The organism is Methylovulum psychrotolerans, assembly GCF_002923755.1.
Classification (GTDB): Bacteria; Pseudomonadota; Gammaproteobacteria; order Methylococcales; family Methylomonadaceae; genus Methylovulum; species Methylovulum psychrotolerans.
Genome location: NZ_PGFZ01000022.1, coordinates 1 through 17,038, shown reverse-complemented (window position 1 = coordinate 17,038; position 17,038 = coordinate 1). Strand labels below are relative to the sequence as shown.

Genomic DNA, 17,038 nt, shown 5'->3' with positions numbered 1-17,038 from the left:
TATACAATGGATCATTAATGACTATTTTCCAAGACCAAAATTACACACAATCTGTTTCGGCCACTGCTGAAAAATATGTTTTCCCCGCGTCCTTTGCCCAACAGCGGCTCTGGTTTTTAGACCGCTTAATTGGCCCTAGCGGTCTGTATAACATTGCTTGGGCTATCCGCTTGGATGGGGTGTTGGATGTGCCTGCCCTGCAACACAGCTTGGATGCCCTAGTCGACCGCCATGAAGCCTTGCGCACGGGATTTATCGGGCAGGGCAGTGAGGCTGTCCAAGTCATTAGCCCCCCTATGCCGTTGGTCTGTACGTTAGCGGAGTTGCCGGATATGGAAACAGACCGGGATGGCGCGGCGCGGCTCATCCTAGAGACGGCGGCAAACCAGCCGTTCGACCTGACGAAAGCGCCCCTCATCCGTACCCTATTACTGAAACTGTCGGCGCAAACGCATATCCTGCTGGTTACTGTTCATCACAGTGTTTTCGACGGTTGGTCGCTGGCTATTTTCAAGCACGAACTGGCGGCCTTATATAGTGCGTTTAGCTTAGGCGTAGCGGCGGATTTACCCGATTTGCCGATCCAGTATGCAGATTATGCGGTTTGGCAGCGCGAATGGTTGCGGGGTGGGGTTCTGACCAGACAGCTTGACTACTGGCGGGGGCAGTTGTCCGGGGCGGCGACGCTGGTTTTGCCGACTGACCGCCCGCGCCCACCACAACTTTCTTATCGGGGTACACAAGCGGCTATCCGGCTACCAGCGGCACTGTCCCAAGACCTAAAAGCCTTGGCGCAACAACACAATGCGACCCTCTTTATGGTGCTGTTAGCCGCTTTGCAAGTGCTGCTGCACCGCTACAGCGGCCAGGACGATATCGTGGTCGGCACGGCGATTGCCGGACGCACCCGCCAGGAAACCGAACACCTGCTGGGCTTTTTTGCCAACACGCTGGCGTTGCGGGCGGATTTGTCCGGCAACCCCAGCTTTTGCCAATTGCTTGGGCAGGTGCGCAAAGTATGCTTGGAGGCCTATAACCACCAGGAGTTGCCTTTTGAAAAGTTGGTGGCTGATATGCAACTGCCTCGTGACCGCAGCCGGAATCCGCTGTTTCAGGTTATGCTGGTCTTAGAGCCGCCGAGTGGGGAGCAGGGCGGGGCATGGGCCGGGTTATCCGTAGCCCCGGTCGCCGTTGCCCAAGACAGCGCTAAGTTTGATCTGACCCTGTTATGGACGGAACAACCCGATGGGTTGTCGGGCGTTATCGAGTACAGTACCGATTTGTTCGATGCCGCTACTGTCGAACGCATGGTGGGGCATTTACAGACCCTGCTGGCGGGCATTGTCGGGCAACCGGACTGTACTATCGGCGAGCTGCCGCTGCTGACCGCCGCCGAACGCCAGCAATTGTTGGTCGGTTGGAATGCTACGCAAACCGATTATCCTAAAGACCGCTGTATCCACCACCTGTTCGAGACACAGGCGGCCAGTACGCCCCAGGCCATTGCGGTGGTGTTTGGCCGCGAACAGCTCAGCTACCAAGTCCTTAACGCTAAGGCCAACCAATTGGCGCATTATCTTATCAGCTTACATGTCGCCCCCGAACAAGCCGTAGGCATTTGTTTAGCCAGAAGTCCCGCCATGATAATCGCCGTATTGGCTATTCTTAAAGCCGGGGCTTGTTATGTGCCGTTAGATCCGCTGTATCCGAAAGCGCGGCTGGAATTGATGCTGACCGATGCCCAAGTTCCCGTCTTAATCACTCAAGGTGAATATGTGGCGGATTTGGCCGATACGCAAGCCCTGATAGTCGATATTGCCCAGTTAGAAGCCCTGCTCAGTAGCTTTAGCACCCACAACCCCGCAGTGTTAAGCCAGCCAGAACACAGCGCTTATATCCTGTATACTTCCGGTTCTACGGGTAGGCCTAAGGGTGTGGCTATGCCGCACCGCGCCTTAGTGAATCTGCTTAATTGGCAAACAGACGGCTTGCAACAGCGGCCAGAACGGCGGGTTTTGCAGTTTACCAGCCTAAATTTTGATGTGTCATTTCAAGAGATTTTTTCGGCCCTTAGCACGGGAGGCGGCTTGGTGTTAATAACCGAAGCCCAACGTAAAGACCCGCGCTTACTATTGGCGGCGATCGTTAGCCATAAGGTGACAGATTTATATCTGCCTTTTATCGCCTTGCAACAGCTCGCCCATACCCATGCCAGCGTCCTTATTGACAGCCATTTGGTGGTTATTATAACGGCAGGGGAAAAATTGCACGCCACCCCTGCCATTAAGCAGTTTATTAAAAATCTTGGCGGTTGCCGCTTGGTTAACCAATACGGCCCTACCGAATGTCATGTTGTTACGGCGTTTGATTTGCCTGAAGATATACGCACTTGGGCAGAATTTCCGTCTATAGGGCGACCGATTGCCAATACTGAAATTTATCTTTTAGACTGTAACCGCCAACCGGTTCCGGTAGGTGTTTTTGGCATAATCCATATTGGTGGCGATTGTTTGGCTAAGGGCTATTATCAGCAGCCTGAATTAACGGCGGGGAAATTTATTGCCCATCCTTTCAGCAACAAGCCGCACGCGCGTTTATATGACACGGGTGATTTGGCGCGTTATCTGCCGGATGGAAACGTAGAGTTTTTGGGGCGTATCGATAATCAAGTAAAATTACGCGGCTACCGGATTGAGTTGGGAGAAATTGAAGCGGTATTGCGCCGTTATCCTGGTATCCATGAAGCGGTAGTGCTGGCGCGTGAAGATCAGCCGGGCGATAAACGCTTAGTGGCATATTTGCTGCACCCGCAACAGGGGCAACCGGACAGCAGTGCTTTAGCCCTTTTTGTTAAGGCAGAGCTACCCGATTATATGTTGCCTTCGGCTTTTGTGGTATTGGCAGAATGGCCGTTAACTCCCAACGGTAAGCTAGACCGGCAGGCATTGCCGGCACCTGATTTGCTAAGTCTGCGTTTAGGGCATAACTATGCGCCGCCTAGTTCAGCGACCGAAGAGGCGATGGTGGTGATTTGGCAAGAAGTCTTAGGTATTAGTCCTATTGGTGTCCATGATGATTTTTTTGAATTGGGCGGCGATTCTCTATTTGCGATGCAATTGCTTGTGCGTATTGAGGAGCATTTCCACAATGAATTGCCGCTGAGCTTGTTATTTGATGAGCCGACCATCAGCAGCTTTGCTAAACAGTTAGACGTGGTGCTAAAACAAAATAATGCCGGTAAACATACCCCTATCCAAGCATTGCGGCGCAAATCTTATCAAATTACAGAGCTATGACATTTATCCAAAATGAAGCGGATTCAGCCAGCACCGATGACTGTTATTTTTTTCCCGTTTCCTTTGCCCAACAGCGGCTCTGGTTTTTAGACCGCCTGATCGGATCCAGCAGTCTGTATAACATCGCTTGGGCTATCCGTTTGGACGGGGTATTGGATGTGCCTGCTTTGCAACACGGCTTGGATGCCCTGGTCGCCCGCCATGAAGTGTTGCGCACGGGATTTGTCGGGCAGGGCGGGGAGGCCGTCCAGGTCATTAATCCGCCCCTGCCGTTGGCCTGTACTTTGACGGAATTGCCGGATATGGAGGTGGATTCTGACGGTGCACTACGGATCATTCTGGAGGCGGCGGCAAACCAACCGTTCGACCTGACGCAGGCGCCACTCATCCGTACCCTATTGTTGAAATTGTCGGCGCAGGCACATGTCCTGCTGGTCACCATCCACCATAGTATTTTCGACGGCTGGTCACTGGCCGTTTTTAACCGCGAACTGGCGGCATTGTATGGTTTTTTTAGTTTGGGTATAGCGGCGGATTTGCCCGGCTTGCCCATCCAGTATGCGGATTATGCGGTTTGGCAGCGTGAATGGTTGCAGGGTGACATATTGGACAGACAGCTCAATTATTGGCGGAAACAGTTAGCGGGAGCCGTAGCATTGGCTTTACCGACCGACCACCCCCGCCCGCAACAGCCCAGCTATCGGGGGGCGCAACTGCCGCTACGGTTATCCGCAGAACTGGCCCTTGGTTTAAAAGGCTTGGCGCAACAGCATAACAGTACCTTTTTTATGGTGCTGTTGGCGGCTTTACAAGTGCTGTTGCACCGTTATAGCGGTCAGGATGACATCGTAGTCGGCACAGTGATTGCCGGACGTACCCGTCAGGAGACCGAACAGCTGCTCGGTTTCTTTGCCAATACGCTGGTGTTGCGTACAGACGTGTCTGGCGACCCTAGCTTTCGCCAACTGTTGGGGCGGGTGCGCAAAGTGTGTTTGGAGGCCTATAGCCATCAGGAACTGCCCTTCGAAAAACTGGTGGCGGACATGCAGTTGCCCCGTGACCGGAGTCGGCATCCGCTGTTCCAGGTTATGCTGGTGTTACAGCCGCCTGCGGAGGCGGCGGATTGGCCCGGCTTGCAAGCCTCGTCTATTGAGGTCGCTAGCGGTAATGCCAAATTTGATTTGACGCTGGCCTTATCCGAACAAGCAGACGGTTTAGTCGGCCTTATCGAATACAGCACTGATCTGTTTGATGCCGACACCATCAGCCGTATGGCGGGGCATTGGCAGACCCTGTTAGCGGGCATTGTCGCGCAACCGGATTGGCCCATTGGCGAATTGCCGCTGTTGACCGCTACCGAGCGCCAGCAACTGTTGGTTGGTTGGAACGCTACGCCAGCCGATTATCCCCAAAACCGCTGCATTCACCATTTGTTCGAGGCGCAGGTAGCCCGTACGCCCCATGCCATTGCCGTGGTGTTTGGCCGCGAACAGCTAAGTTACCAAGCCCTTAACGCGAAGGCTAACCAACTGGCGCATTATCTGCTGACGCGGGGTGTTCGGGTAGGCTCATTAGTCGCTATCGGCACCGAACGGTCACTGAGTATGGTTATCGGTTTGTTGGGCATATTAAAAGCAGGGGCGGCATATATACCGATAGACCCTAGCTACCCACCCGCCCGTTTGGCGTATTTGCTGGCAGACTGCCAAGCCCCGTTGTTATTGACCCAAACACATTTAGAATGGCCAGAAACGGCGGCAGAGCTTATCTATTTGGATACCTTGACCGGGCCGTTTGCCGAATGCCCGGAGAGTAACCCCGATTTGGGCAGTGACTTAAATGCCGGGCAATTGGCCTATGTGATTTATACCTCCGGTTCCACCGGCAACCCGAAAGGGGTGATGGTGACCCATGCCAATGTCAGCCGATTGTTTGCCAGCACAGAAGCTCTCTATGGCTTTGACGGGCACGATGTTTGGACGCTGTTCCATTCCTACGCCTTTGATTTTTCGGTATGGGAACTATGGGGCGCTTGGTTATACGGCGGCAAATTGGTCATTGTGCCTTATTGGGTATCGCGTTCACCTAGAGAGTTTTATCGTTTGCTCGTCAGTGAGGGTGTCACTGTCCTTAACCAAACGCCTTCGGCGTTCCGGCAGTTGGCGCAAATCGACCAAGAACTGGGTGGCCAAAGCCCGTTGAAACTCAGATATATTATTTTTGGCGGCGAAGCTTTAGATTTCCCCAGCTTGCTGCCGTGGTTCGCCCGGCATGGCGACCAGACACCCCGCTTGGTGAATATGTACGGCATTACCGAAACCACCGTGCATGTCAGTTATTACCCAGTAAGCCAAGCCGATGCCTTAAGCCAACACAGCATTATTGGCAAGGCTTTGCCGGATTTACAGGCGTATATTTTGGATCGGTATTTACAGCCCCAAGCCATTGGTATCCCTGGCGAGTTGTATATCGCCGGCACCGGATTGGCAAAAGGCTATTTGCGCCGCCCCGAATTGACCGCAGAACGGTTTATTGCCCATCCGTTTAGCGACGATCCCACCGCCCGTCTCTATAAGACCGGCGATCTGGCCCGTTGGTTAGCTGACGGTACGCTCGACTATTTAGGCCGTATCGACCAGCAAATTAAATTGCGCGGTTTCCGCATTGAATTGGGTGAAATTGAGGCCCTTCTGTTGCAACAGGAGACTGTCACTGCCGCCGTGGTGGTGTTGCAGGGCAGTTCTGACCAAGACTCGCGCCTGATTGCTTATATTGTCCCGGCCTTAGGGGTGGACAAAGACAGCACCCCGTTGCGTGCTGCCCTTAAAGCGGGTTTGCCCGATTATATGGTACCGTCCGCTTGGGTGTTTTTAGATAGCTTGCCGCTGACCGCCCACGGTAAAATCGACCGTAAGGCCTTACCGCCGCCTGACCAAACGCATTTTAATGTTGCCCGCCGCTATGTGCCACCCGCCTCGCCGGTGGAAGCGGCATTGGCCGCCGTTTGGCAGGAGGTTTTAGCCATCGCCCCAATTGGCCGTGACGATAATTTTTTTGAACTGGGCGGGCATTCTTTATTGGCTTTGACGCTGTGCACCCAAATAGAAGCCAAGCTTAAGCAAAGCGTACCCGTAGAGTGGCTGTTTCAATATCCTACCGTCAGCTTACTGGCTGAAGTGTTAGGACAGGGGAATGCCGCCAAGCAAAATGCCTCGGCCAGCCTCAATGCTTTTCAAGCGGACGGCACTAAGCCACCGTTTTTTTGGGGTGTTGATGGGAAAATTTTTTCGATGCTGCTGGAGAACATTGGTACAGACCAACCGCTTTATCTGTTAAAACATCAGTCCTTGGATGGCTATAAAGCCCGCCACCGGACGATTGCGGATATGGCTGCCCACTATATACGCGGCATTCAAGCCATAGACCCTGTAGGGCCTTATCATTTAGGCGGGTTTTCGGTGGGTGGGATGATTATGTATGAAGTGGCGCGGCAATTATGTGCGCAAGGCAAACAAGTGGCTTTACTGTTTCTGCTCGACCCTTCCCAACTCAGTTATGATGGCGAGAATCACGATACGCCAAGTTACATAATGAGGTGGCGTAGGGAACTTGGGCAACTGCATTATTTAGGCTATGTCGTATATGCGCGGCGGTGGCTGAAAAAAATAAAAATGGCCTTTGTCATTAATTTTTATTTTGGTTTGGGTAAGCCAGTGCCGGCACGGTTATTTTGGCAATCTATCGAACCGATTTATTTGCAGGCGATGTTGCTCTATAAACCGGAGCCTATTCGGGATGGCTTGAAAAAAGTGGTGTTTGTCCACTCGAAACAGGCAGGTGCAGACACTTGGCTACAGCTTTTTAATGATAAACCTGAAACGTATGCCATTGACTGCGAACATATGCAGTTAAAAGACGACGCTTACCTGATGGCATGGTTAGGGATCTTTAAGCGGGTGCTGGAGAAATACATCCATAAGTGATGCCAAGGTAGTGATATGGGGCAGGATGTGCGGATGGCAAGCCTAATCCGTCACATCCCGCTGGCAACAAGTCACTACGCCCCCCTTTAACGGTGTGGCCTTAGCGATAGCCATTTGCAGGGGGAATAATGGTGGTAGCTTTATTCTTTAGTCCATTTAGCGGCCAGTTGGCCTGAGAATTGGCCGAAATAAGTACCGACCACGATAGAAATCGAAATGACCAGCAACGGGTTGCTTAAGGAAACGCCTAACAGGACATCTTGGTTTAATTTATCAGGGGTTTGCAGCAAATAGGCGAAAGTTGATGAATAACCTAACACGCTGGCAGGGATGGCGGCCAGGCGTGGGCAACTGGCGGCCAGACACATGACGATGACCGCAACCGTTACGGTAATGGCGGCCATCAGCGGGAAGCCAAGCAGGGTGTCAGGGGATATTTCGGTCAACAGCAAGGCGGTGATCCAGGCCATGGCCACGCCGAAAATACCGCAAACGATAGTGTTTACCAAGGCTTCTTGATTGCCGCCTAACAGAAAATAAGCCGCCCAAGCAATGGTTGCCGCCCAGATGAAGAAAACCCCGCTGGCAGGCCCTACGGCCAAAAAGGTTGCGACACCGGCCAGCACACCAATACTTAAGGAAAGTGCAGTCAATTTGTTCATTATTCTATCTCCAGGTAATGCCTCAATAATAATATGGCCGGATTAGCCCGCGAGGCGGCGGCGTTAATCCGGTGTTCGGTCAGGGAAGGATAAAATCCGAACTTTTCTGATGTTAGCAGAGATTAAAGAGAAGAGAAAATGTAAATAACTAAGGAAAGCTTGAATTACTGTGAATCAGCCCGCATTTCTAACAGCTAACAGGTCTCTTCGCCTGATTAGGGCGACTTTTTTCGCACTTTTATGATGAGACACTGTAAAATGGCTGGACATTTTTGATAGAGTTCAGGTTTGGTAACGTTTAGGATATAAAAACATGTTTAGAGGAACAACCATACTTTCTGTACGCCGTGGCGGTAAAGTCGTCATTGGCGGCGACGGGCAAGTCACCTTAGGTAACACGGTCATGAAAGGCAACGCCCGTAAAGTGCGCCGCTTGTATCATGATAAAGTTATCGCCGGCTTTGCCGGGGCGACCGCCGACGCGTTTACTTTGTTTGAGCATTTTGAAGGCAAACTGGAAAAGCACCGTGGCAATTTAACCCGTGCGGCAGTGGAAATGGCGAAAGACTGGCGCACTGACCGCGCTTTGCGTAAGCTGGAAGCACTGTTAGTGATTGCCGATGCCAAAACATCGTTGATTATTTCGGGTACAGGAGATGTGATTGAGCCGGAGCATGATTTGATGGCGATAGGGTCGGGCGGCGCGTTTGCCCAAGCTGCCGCGCGGGCTTTGCTGGAAAATACCGAACTGAGTGCGCGTGACATTGTTGAGCGGTCTTTAAACATCGCAGCCGACATTTGCATTTACACCAACCACAATCTTCGTATCGAAGAGCTGGACGCAGAACCTAACGAATAAGACGGACAAGTGAAATCATGACACAAATGACTCCCAAAGAAATTGTCAGCGAATTGGACAAACATATTATCGGTCAGGCCAGTGCCAAGCGTTCGGTGGCGATTGCCCTGCGTAACCGCTGGCGGCGGCAAAATGTCGATCCAGCTTTGCGCAATGAGATTACCCCTAAAAACATCTTGATGATTGGCCCTACCGGGGTCGGTAAGACCGAAATCGCCCGCCGTTTGGCACGTCTGGCTAATGCGCCGTTTATCAAGATCGAAGCCACCAAATTTACCGAAGTCGGTTATGTTGGCCGTGATGTCGAATCCATTATCCGTGATCTGGTCGATTCCGCCATTAAAATGACCCGCATGGATGATATGGAACGGATGCAGGTGAAAGCCGCCGATGCCGCCGAAGAGCGTTTGCTGGATATTTTATTGCCTTTGCCCTTATCGCCTACGGGTAGCCTCTCGTCATCCGAGGAAGCGACACGCCTGAAAATGCGCAATAAATTACGCGCCGGGGATTTGGACGACCGGGACATTGAAATTGATGTCCATGTCGCACCAATGGGTGTGGAAATTATGGCGCCGCCGGGCATGGAGGAAATGACCAACCAATTGCAGGGCATGTTCCAAAGCATGGGGTCAGAGCGTACCAAGCCCCGTAAAATGAAAGTCAGCAAAGCCTTAAAAGTTTTGCAGGAAGAAGAAGCCGCCAAACTGATCAATGATGAAGACATTAAGTTACGCGCCGTCGAAGCGGTAGAGCAACATGGCATTGTCTTTTTGGACGAAATCGACAAAATTTGTAAACGGGGCGAGCATGGCGGCGGCAGCGGCGAAGTGTCGCGCGAAGGTGTGCAGCGCGACTTGTTGCCGATTGTTGAAGGCAGTACCGTCAGCACCAAATACGGTATGATTAAGACCGACCATATCCTGTTTATCGCCTCCGGTGCCTTCCATGTCGCCAAGCCGTCAGACCTGATTCCCGAATTGCAAGGCCGGTTTCCTATCCGTGTTGAATTAAGCCCATTGTCAGCAGAAGATTTTGTGCGTATCCTGACCGAACCTAACGCGTCTTTGACCGAACAGTATATGGCTTTACTCGCGACCGAAGGTGTCGATTTGTCGTTCGCCCCCGACGGTATCCAGCGCATTGCCGAACTTGGCTGGCAAGTGAACGAGAAAACCGAAAATATCGGCGCCCGCCGCTTGCATACGATTTTGGAGCGGCTTTTGGAAGACATTTCTTTCAATGCCCCCGATTTGCTGGAAAAAACTATCGTGATTGATGCCGATTATGTCGATAAGCACTTGAGCGAATTTGTTGAAGATGAAGATTTGAGCAGGTATATTCTGTAACGTGGCAATCAGCAGGGGCAGTTCTGCCGCTGCAAGCCGTTGCATATCAAGCCGCCGGATTAGGCCTTGCAGGTATTTGGAACCAGCAAGGCCTTAGCGGCCTTGTTTGATGCACCATCCTAAACAGGTTTTTTAAACGCCCGATTTAAGGCAGAATAAACATGGCACATGTCCTCATTATCCACGAAGTCGAAGATTACGGCGCGTGGAAAATTATTTTCGATCAGGCGGCAGGTATCAGAAAAGCTGCTGGCGAGCAACAGTATCAGGTCTTGAAATTTACCGACTCCGCTAACCATATCGTGCATTTTTCCGAATGGTCGTCTGTGGCGGATGCAAAAGCATTTTTTGAATCGCCCGAATTGGTTAAGATACGCCAACAAGCGGGTGTGAAAGCCCCCGAATTTATGTATTTGGATTTATTGGCGGCAGGCGTGTTGTAGCCTTCGCTGTCCGCCCAATAAGCAACACCATTGCGCCATAAGTATCGCCTGTGCTGGCCTGCCTAAGCACGGGCGGCTTAACGCTAAGCCTATTGAGCTTACCCAGCCCACACACCATTGAGCAATCGTATGCGCCTAACTATCACCCCCTGCAATAGCCTGCCGGTTGAGATTAAACACCATCAACTGTCTAACCGCCTGGAAATTAGCTTTGACGACGGCAGCGTCTTTGTCCTGCCTGTCGAATATCTGCGCGTTTATACCCAATCCGCCGAAGCGGTCGGCCATGGCCCAGGGCAAGAGACCCTGCAAACGGGTAAGGAAGCCGTCACCATTAAAGAAATCCGCCCTATCGGCAATTACGGCATTTTGCTGGCCTTTAGCGATGGGCATGACACAGGCATTTATACTTGGGACGCGTTATATCTGCTAGGTACCGATTACCAAACCTTGTGGGCGGATTATCTGCGCCAATTGGCAGAGGCGGGCATTGTCCGCAACCCACCACGCACGAACTCGCATTAAATATAGGGGAATAACCATGACTACCGATAACACCACCCATTTCGGCTTTAAGCAAGTCGCCGTCGATGAAAAAGTCAAACTGGTGCGCGGGGTTTTTGATTCCGTTGCCGAACAGTACGACATCATGAATGATTTGATGTCCTTAGGCATACACCGCATTTGGAAGCGTATCGCCGTACAACTGAGCAATGTCCGCAAAGGCGAGCACGTTTTGGACTTGGCGGGCGGCACGGGCGATTTGACCACATTGTTCCATGAGCGCGTCGGTAGCGACGGGCAAGTGGTGCTGGCGGACATTAACGCGCAAATGCTGCGCACGGGCCGCGACCGCCTGATCGACCGCGGGCTGGCGGCGAATATCCGTTATGCGCAAGTCAACGCCGAATGCCTGCCATTTGCCGATAATACGTTCGATTGTGTGTGCATCGCGTTTGGGCTGCGCAACGTCACCGACAAAGATGCCGCCTTGCGTTCTATGTACCGCGTTCTGAAACCGGGCGGGCGGGTGATTGTGCTGGAATTCTCGCACCCTACCGATAAAGTCACCGAAAAAGTCTATGACTTTTACTCGTTCAATATCCTGCCGAAAATTGGCCGTTTTGTCGCTAAAGATGAAGAAAGCTACCGTTATTTGGCGGAATCCATCCGTATGCACCCAAAGCAGGCTGAATTGAAACAGATGATGGAAAACGCCGGGCTGGAGCGTTGCGAATATTTTAATATGACGCAAGGGATAGTGGCCGTGCATCGGGGGTATAAAATCTGATCGCCATTCCTGTAAACAGATCATTGCTTAGCGGATATAGATAACTACGATGAATACTAGCCCTATTAAATCCTTCTCGGTATATGGTCTGTTTGGCACCAGTGATGTGCATATCCCGTTTGATGAAAATATTAAGATTTTGGTCGGGGAGAATGGGCTGGGCAAGACTCAGGTTTTGAATATTCTTTACTATACGTTGACGCAGAATTTTTTGAAGTTGTCTGAGTTTTATTTTGAAAGATTGGTTTTGCGGTTTTCAGAAAGTGATGCCGATGCTATTGAAATAAATATAGAAAACATAAAAATAATAAATAAATCAGTCAATTGGAGTTCATCTGGTGTGGCAAAACGGGTAGGTGCTGCTATGGCTGTTTTGGATAAAAACAATTCATCATTAACGCATCCAGTTTCTCTTAAGGCAAGCCATATCAAACATCAAGGTAAAATCCATACGGCAATATATGAACTTAAGGCAAAAACAAAAATCCAATCTGGCATTTCAGGAAAAGATATACTTTATTTCCCGACATTTCGGCGCGTAGAAGAAGATTTACATAATCTCGGTTACGACGAACAGGACGAACGGTTAAACCAAGAAGACACCGTTATCCAATTCGGTATGGACGATGTGTCCAGAAAATTTGCCAGTATCGAAAATAAAATTGATAGCTTATTAAAAGAAGGCTTTGCCAAAATCTCTTCGGAGATTTTAAGCCAATTGGTTAAAGGCTTTTCCGAAACGGATAACCGTTGGTTAGATACAATCGACCAAAATGCGCTGGAAATTATCTTGGCTAGGGTAGGTAAGCAATTGCCCGAAGAAGACAAAACCGCCATGCGGGCTATTGTGGCCGATAAGAAAGAGACTAACCCCTCGCTTATGTATTTTCTGAAAAAATTGCTGGAAATTTACGACACCCAAAAGACGTTGGATAATTCGGTAAAGCAGTTTCGGGATGTTTGTAATAAGTATCTGGTGGGTAAGCAACTATTTTATGACGAAAGTGCGATTAAGATTTTTGTTAAATCGGATATAACCGATGCGGCGATTGAGCTTAAATATTTGTCTTCTGGCGAAAAACAAATCATTTCGATGTTTGCGAAGATTTATCTTGCCGAGGAAGGCCAGCGTTTTATCGTGTTGTTTGATGAGCCTGAGTTATCGCTGAGTATGCCATGGCAAAAGCAATTATTGCCCGATATGATTAACTCCACCAAGTGTGATTTTCTGCTGGCCGTTACCCATTCGCCGTTTATTTTCGATAATGAGCTAGACCGTTATGCAGTGGGGTTAAGCGAGTATATTACGCGCACTAAACAGGTCGCCGCGTAATATGGGGCTTTTAGAAGCACTAAGACAAGGCCGTTCTAAGCCAGTCGCGGCCTATCTCGAATTTACCCTGCTCACCCAAACACACCAAGACAGCTTATTTTGTTTTTATGAAGGTAAAGACAGCGCGTATTACGCACCCAGAATCAAACGATTTACCGCCGCTTATCAGAACATACTTTGCGGGGGTAGGGAAAAGGTTTTGGAGGTCTACCGTCTAATTGCCGGACATACCGAATATGACCGTTACAAAAAAGCGTTTTTTATTGATAGGGATTTTAATCCGCCCTTAACACCGCATAGTCCGCCCATTTTTGAAACGCCGTGCTATGCTATCGAGAATTTTTATGTGTCGGTTGAGGTGTTTCAGGAGATTTTAAAAAATCTGCTGCATTTGTCGGAATTGAGTACAAGCTATCAAACCTGTGTCAGCTTGTTTTTGGCTAGGCAAGCAGAATTTCATCAGGCGACGCTGTTATTTAATGCGTGGTATGCGTGTTTGATTGAGCGGAGAAATGCGACCGGACAAGCAACCGGGGTTAATTTAGATGAGAAACTCCCTAAAGGCTTTATCGGTTTTGATTTACAGGCGGTGTCGGCACACTATACGCCGGAAACGCTAACACAGACGTTTACCAACGCCTTAGCCATTCCGCCAGCGGCGTTAGCGGCCAAAATAAGCGCATTCAGCCATTGCCAGCACCAGCAAGTATTTAGGGGCAAGTATGAATTGGGGTTTGTGTTGACGTTGCTGGAACTGCTGTTGCAAGATGCGGCGAACCCCCAAACCTATATAACGGAAAAAATCACTTTTTCTTTTGGTAACAAATTAAGCAACGATCAGGCGATAATCGTGTTTTCCGCTTATGCGCAGACACCGGATTCTTTAACTGAATATTTGCGGCATGTCACTTCATGAATTTACTTAATATGCCTATTAAACCCTTACTTATCGGCACGCTAGAATTTGCCCTTAGCCGCTATGTGCAACTAGACCCGAATGCCGGGCAGTTTTTGCAACCCTTAGCGGGCAAAGTCATCGCCGTGACCATTACCCCGTTTAACGAAACCCTCTACCTGTGTCCGGCAGCCGATACCATCCAAGTGCTGGACCAGTATCTGGGCGAACCCGATACCCGGTTGACGGGGTCTTTGTTTGCGTTCGGTTTAATGGGGCTGAGTGCTAAGCCGATGCGGTCGGTGTTTTCCGGCGATGTCGTCATCGCAGGTGATATGCACACGGGGCGGCGGTTTCAGGAACTGTTCGCCAAGCTGGATATTCATCTGGAAGACAAATTAGCCAGGTATACGGGTGAACGATTTGCCCATAACTTGAGTCAGTTTTTCCGGGCTGGGCAAGACTGGAGCAAAGACACGCTGGAAACCTTCCGGCTTAACGCCGCCGAGTTTTTGCAGGAAGAAACCCGCGACTTGCCCGCCGTACCCGAAATGGATATTTTTTATCAGCAAATCGACGATCTGCGGCTAGACTTTGACCGTCTGCAAAGCCGTGTAGATAGGCTGAAAAATAACTTAGAACACCCTTAAAACTATAAAAAACAATAAATGTACCCACCGCTGTTAAGGTGGGTACTCTACGCCACCAAAGGTAACGCAGTGATCCGCCCTAAAATTTTAATGCGCCTGATCCATATCAATTGGGTCTTGGTGATGCACGGCCTCGATGAAATTGTCTTAAACACGCCTTATTTCCGCCCAATCCGGTTTTTGGCGCTTTGTACGCCGTATTATTGGCTGAACCGCAAAAATGAGCTGGCGGTGTCGCGCGGGGTGAGGATTCGCCAAGCATTGGAAGATTTGGGGCCGATCTATGTCAAATTTGGCCAAGCTTTATCGACGCGTAAAGATTTGTTGCCCGACGATATTGCCGATGAACTGGTCAAGCTGCAAGACCGGGTGCCGCCGTTCGGCAGCGACATTGCCCGCGCCATTATCGAAAAAGAGCTGGGCATGTCGATCAATGAGGCTTTTGCCGAATTTGACCCGGAGCCTATGGCCTCGGCTTCGGTGGCGCAAGTACATACCGCGACGCTGCATACCGGCGAGGATGTCGTGGTGAAGGTGTTGCGCCCCGATATTGAAGGGCGTATCCATTCCGACATGGGGCTGATTTACGAATTGGCGCGGATTGCCGAAAAGTTTTCCCCGGATGCGCGGCGCTTGCGGCCTATGGAAGTCGTCGCCGAGTTTGAAAAAACCACGCTGGATGAGCTGGATTTGGTCAGGGAAGCCGCCAATGCGGCAAAAATCCGCCGCAATTTCGACAAATCGACGATTATTTATATTCCCGAAGTCCACTGGGAGTTTACCCGGCAAAAAGTCATGGTCATGGAACGGATTCATGGCATCCCGGTCGGCGATATAGACAAACTGCGGGCAGGGGGGGCGGATTTTAAATTGCTGGCCGAGCGCGGCGTGGAGATTTTCTTCACACAAGTGTTCCGGGATAATTTCTTCCATGCTGACATGCATCCGGGTAATATTTTTGTTGAATTGCCCGCCAAGTATATCGCCATTGATTTTGGCATCGTCGGCTCTTTATCCTTATCCGACCAGCATTATCTGGCAGAAAACTTTTTGGCGTTTTTTAACCGCGATTACCGCAAAGTGGCGGAAATGCACGTTGAATCCGGTTGGGTGCCGCGCACTACGCGCATAGAAGAATTTGAATCGGCAATCCGTAGCGTTTGTGAACCGATTTTTGAGAAACCGTTAAAAGACATTTCCTTCGGGCAACTGCTGTTACGCCTATTCCAAACCGCCCGCCGTTTCGATATGCAGGTACAACCGCAATTGGTGTTGCTGCAAAAAACCTTGCTCAATATTGAAGGCTTGGGGCGGCAACTGTATCCCGAATTGGATTTGTGGCAGACCGCCAAGCCGTTCCTGGAAGGTTGGTTCCATGAACGTATGGGGCCGAAAGCCAAAATCAACCAATTGCTTAAGCAATTCCCTGAATTTGCCCAGCAATTCCCCGAAATCCCTTCTTTGCTTTATAAAGCCTTAGATAACGCCGCCCATACCCAACAACAGGCCGAAGCCCAACAACGCGAATTGGCCTTGTTACGCGAGCAAATCGACAGCCACCAACGCCATACTTTATGGGCGATGCTGGCGGGTGCGACGCTGATTAGTTTGGCTGTGCTATTCCAATAAGCGCGATGACGGCGGCACAAGCCGCCGTTCTTTGTCTTAGTTTTCCCCTTCTTATCAAGGCTAACCGCCTTAGTCTTCTTCTGTAAAATCCATACCGAGATTGTTGCGTGGGCAACGTTAGGGTATTTGCCCAATGCGCAGGCATGGCATATCCGTACGCGGCATGGTTGCAACTGCAAAAGGAATTTTGCTGCCCTAAATTGTTAAATTGAAGTTCGCGTCCTCAAAAAATAATTAAGGCTGTGGTTTTTACACGCTAAAGTCGCTTGCTTAGCGTTTTTCTAGGGTCTAGGTAAGTTGTTGTTCATCAAGGGTTATAGCTAGTAGCTATAATCAGCTGTGTTATTGTAGTGCGCTTTTGCACCAAAATAGATCAAAAAATAATTTTTGGGTGTGACATATTACCTGGATATTGGGATAGCTTTCACCTATGCTTTAGCCGTTTGCTAATTTTGCAATGTTGGCTATAGCCCTGCCTTAAGTGGGCGGCCTAAATCCCGCAACGGTTGTAACAGCAACAGTACGCGATGTTCGACTTTTTAGATTTGTACCAACCCCTCAAATTGGAGGGGTTGGTGGCGGCCCAGGCAACAATTCAGAAACACCCCTACGGTATGGGCAAGCAGCTTGCGGATGACACGGTTTGCC

The 17,038-nt window shown here is 50.2% G+C and carries 12 protein-coding genes; 11 read left to right on the top strand and 1 reads right to left on the bottom strand.

The genetic code is table 11. The features are described from left to right. The first annotated feature begins 17 nt into the window (after window positions 1–17). Window positions 18–3,296, top strand: coding sequence for a non-ribosomal peptide synthetase (locus tag AADEFJLK_RS22050; protein ID WP_103975804.1), 3,279 nt, complete (start codon window positions 18–20; stop codon window positions 3,294–3,296). After that, entirely contained in the window at window positions 3,293–7,279 is a 3,987-nt protein-coding gene (locus tag AADEFJLK_RS22045; RefSeq protein ID WP_103975803.1) for a non-ribosomal peptide synthetase, read from the top strand. Before AADEFJLK_RS22050 ends, AADEFJLK_RS22045 begins: the two co-directional genes overlap by 4 nt. A 140-nt stretch (window positions 7,280–7,419) precedes the next feature. On the opposite strand, the gene AADEFJLK_RS22040 is transcribed toward AADEFJLK_RS22045, so the two are convergent. Then, window positions 7,420–7,941, bottom strand: a complete 522-nt coding sequence (locus AADEFJLK_RS22040) for a DUF1097 domain-containing protein (protein ID WP_088620340.1) — start codon at window positions 7,939–7,941, stop codon at window positions 7,420–7,422. A 313-nt stretch (window positions 7,942–8,254) separates the two neighbouring features. Between AADEFJLK_RS22040 and hslV the strand changes: the two genes are divergently transcribed. The 9 genes from hslV (at window position 8,255) to ubiB (ending at window position 16,390) form a co-directional block, all read left to right on the top strand. Continuing rightward, window positions 8,255–8,800 carry an ATP-dependent protease subunit HslV gene (gene hslV / locus AADEFJLK_RS22035; RefSeq protein WP_088620339.1) on the top strand — a complete coding sequence of 182 codons (546 nt, stop codon included), beginning with the start codon at window positions 8,255–8,257 and terminating at the stop codon, window positions 8,798–8,800. 17 nt (window positions 8,801–8,817) lie between these two features. Continuing rightward, window positions 8,818–10,149: an ATP-dependent protease ATPase subunit HslU gene (hslU, locus tag AADEFJLK_RS22030; protein ID WP_103975802.1), complete on the top strand. Its 1,332-nt coding sequence runs from the start codon at window positions 8,818–8,820 to the stop codon at window positions 10,147–10,149. A gap of 161 nt (window positions 10,150–10,310) precedes the next feature. After that, the gene (locus AADEFJLK_RS22025; RefSeq protein ID WP_103975801.1) at window positions 10,311–10,592 is read left to right on the top strand and encodes an antibiotic biosynthesis monooxygenase; all 282 of its coding nucleotides are present in this window, start codon (window positions 10,311–10,313) and stop codon (window positions 10,590–10,592) included. 129 nt (window positions 10,593–10,721) lie between these two features. Beyond that, a complete protein-coding gene (locus tag AADEFJLK_RS22020) occupies window positions 10,722–11,117 on the top strand; it encodes a gamma-butyrobetaine hydroxylase family protein (RefSeq protein WP_103975800.1) in 396 nt (131 codons plus the stop codon). Between the two features lie 16 nt (window positions 11,118–11,133). Continuing rightward, window positions 11,134–11,883, top strand: a complete 750-nt coding sequence (ubiE, locus tag AADEFJLK_RS22015; protein ID WP_088620335.1) for a bifunctional demethylmenaquinone methyltransferase/2-methoxy-6-polyprenyl-1,4-benzoquinol methylase UbiE — start codon at window positions 11,134–11,136, stop codon at window positions 11,881–11,883. Between the two features lie 49 nt (window positions 11,884–11,932). Further along, window positions 11,933–13,216 (top strand): AAA family ATPase, encoded by a 1,284-nt coding sequence (locus tag AADEFJLK_RS22010; RefSeq protein ID WP_103975799.1) that lies wholly within the window; start codon window positions 11,933–11,935, stop codon window positions 13,214–13,216. 1 nt (window position 13,217) lies between these two features. Next, window positions 13,218–14,132: a DUF4435 domain-containing protein gene (locus AADEFJLK_RS22005; protein ID WP_103975798.1), complete on the top strand. Its 915-nt coding sequence runs from the start codon at window positions 13,218–13,220 to the stop codon at window positions 14,130–14,132. A gap of 11 nt (window positions 14,133–14,143) precedes the next feature. Continuing rightward, complete coding sequence (locus AADEFJLK_RS22000) at window positions 14,144–14,761, top strand: ubiquinone biosynthesis accessory factor UbiJ (protein WP_103975811.1); 618 nt, start codon at window positions 14,144–14,146, stop codon at window positions 14,759–14,761. A 69-nt stretch (window positions 14,762–14,830) separates the two neighbouring features. Next, window positions 14,831–16,390, top strand: a complete 1,560-nt coding sequence (gene ubiB / locus AADEFJLK_RS21995) for a ubiquinone biosynthesis regulatory protein kinase UbiB (RefSeq protein ID WP_103975810.1) — start codon at window positions 14,831–14,833, stop codon at window positions 16,388–16,390. Window positions 16,391–17,038 lie beyond the last annotated feature (648 nt).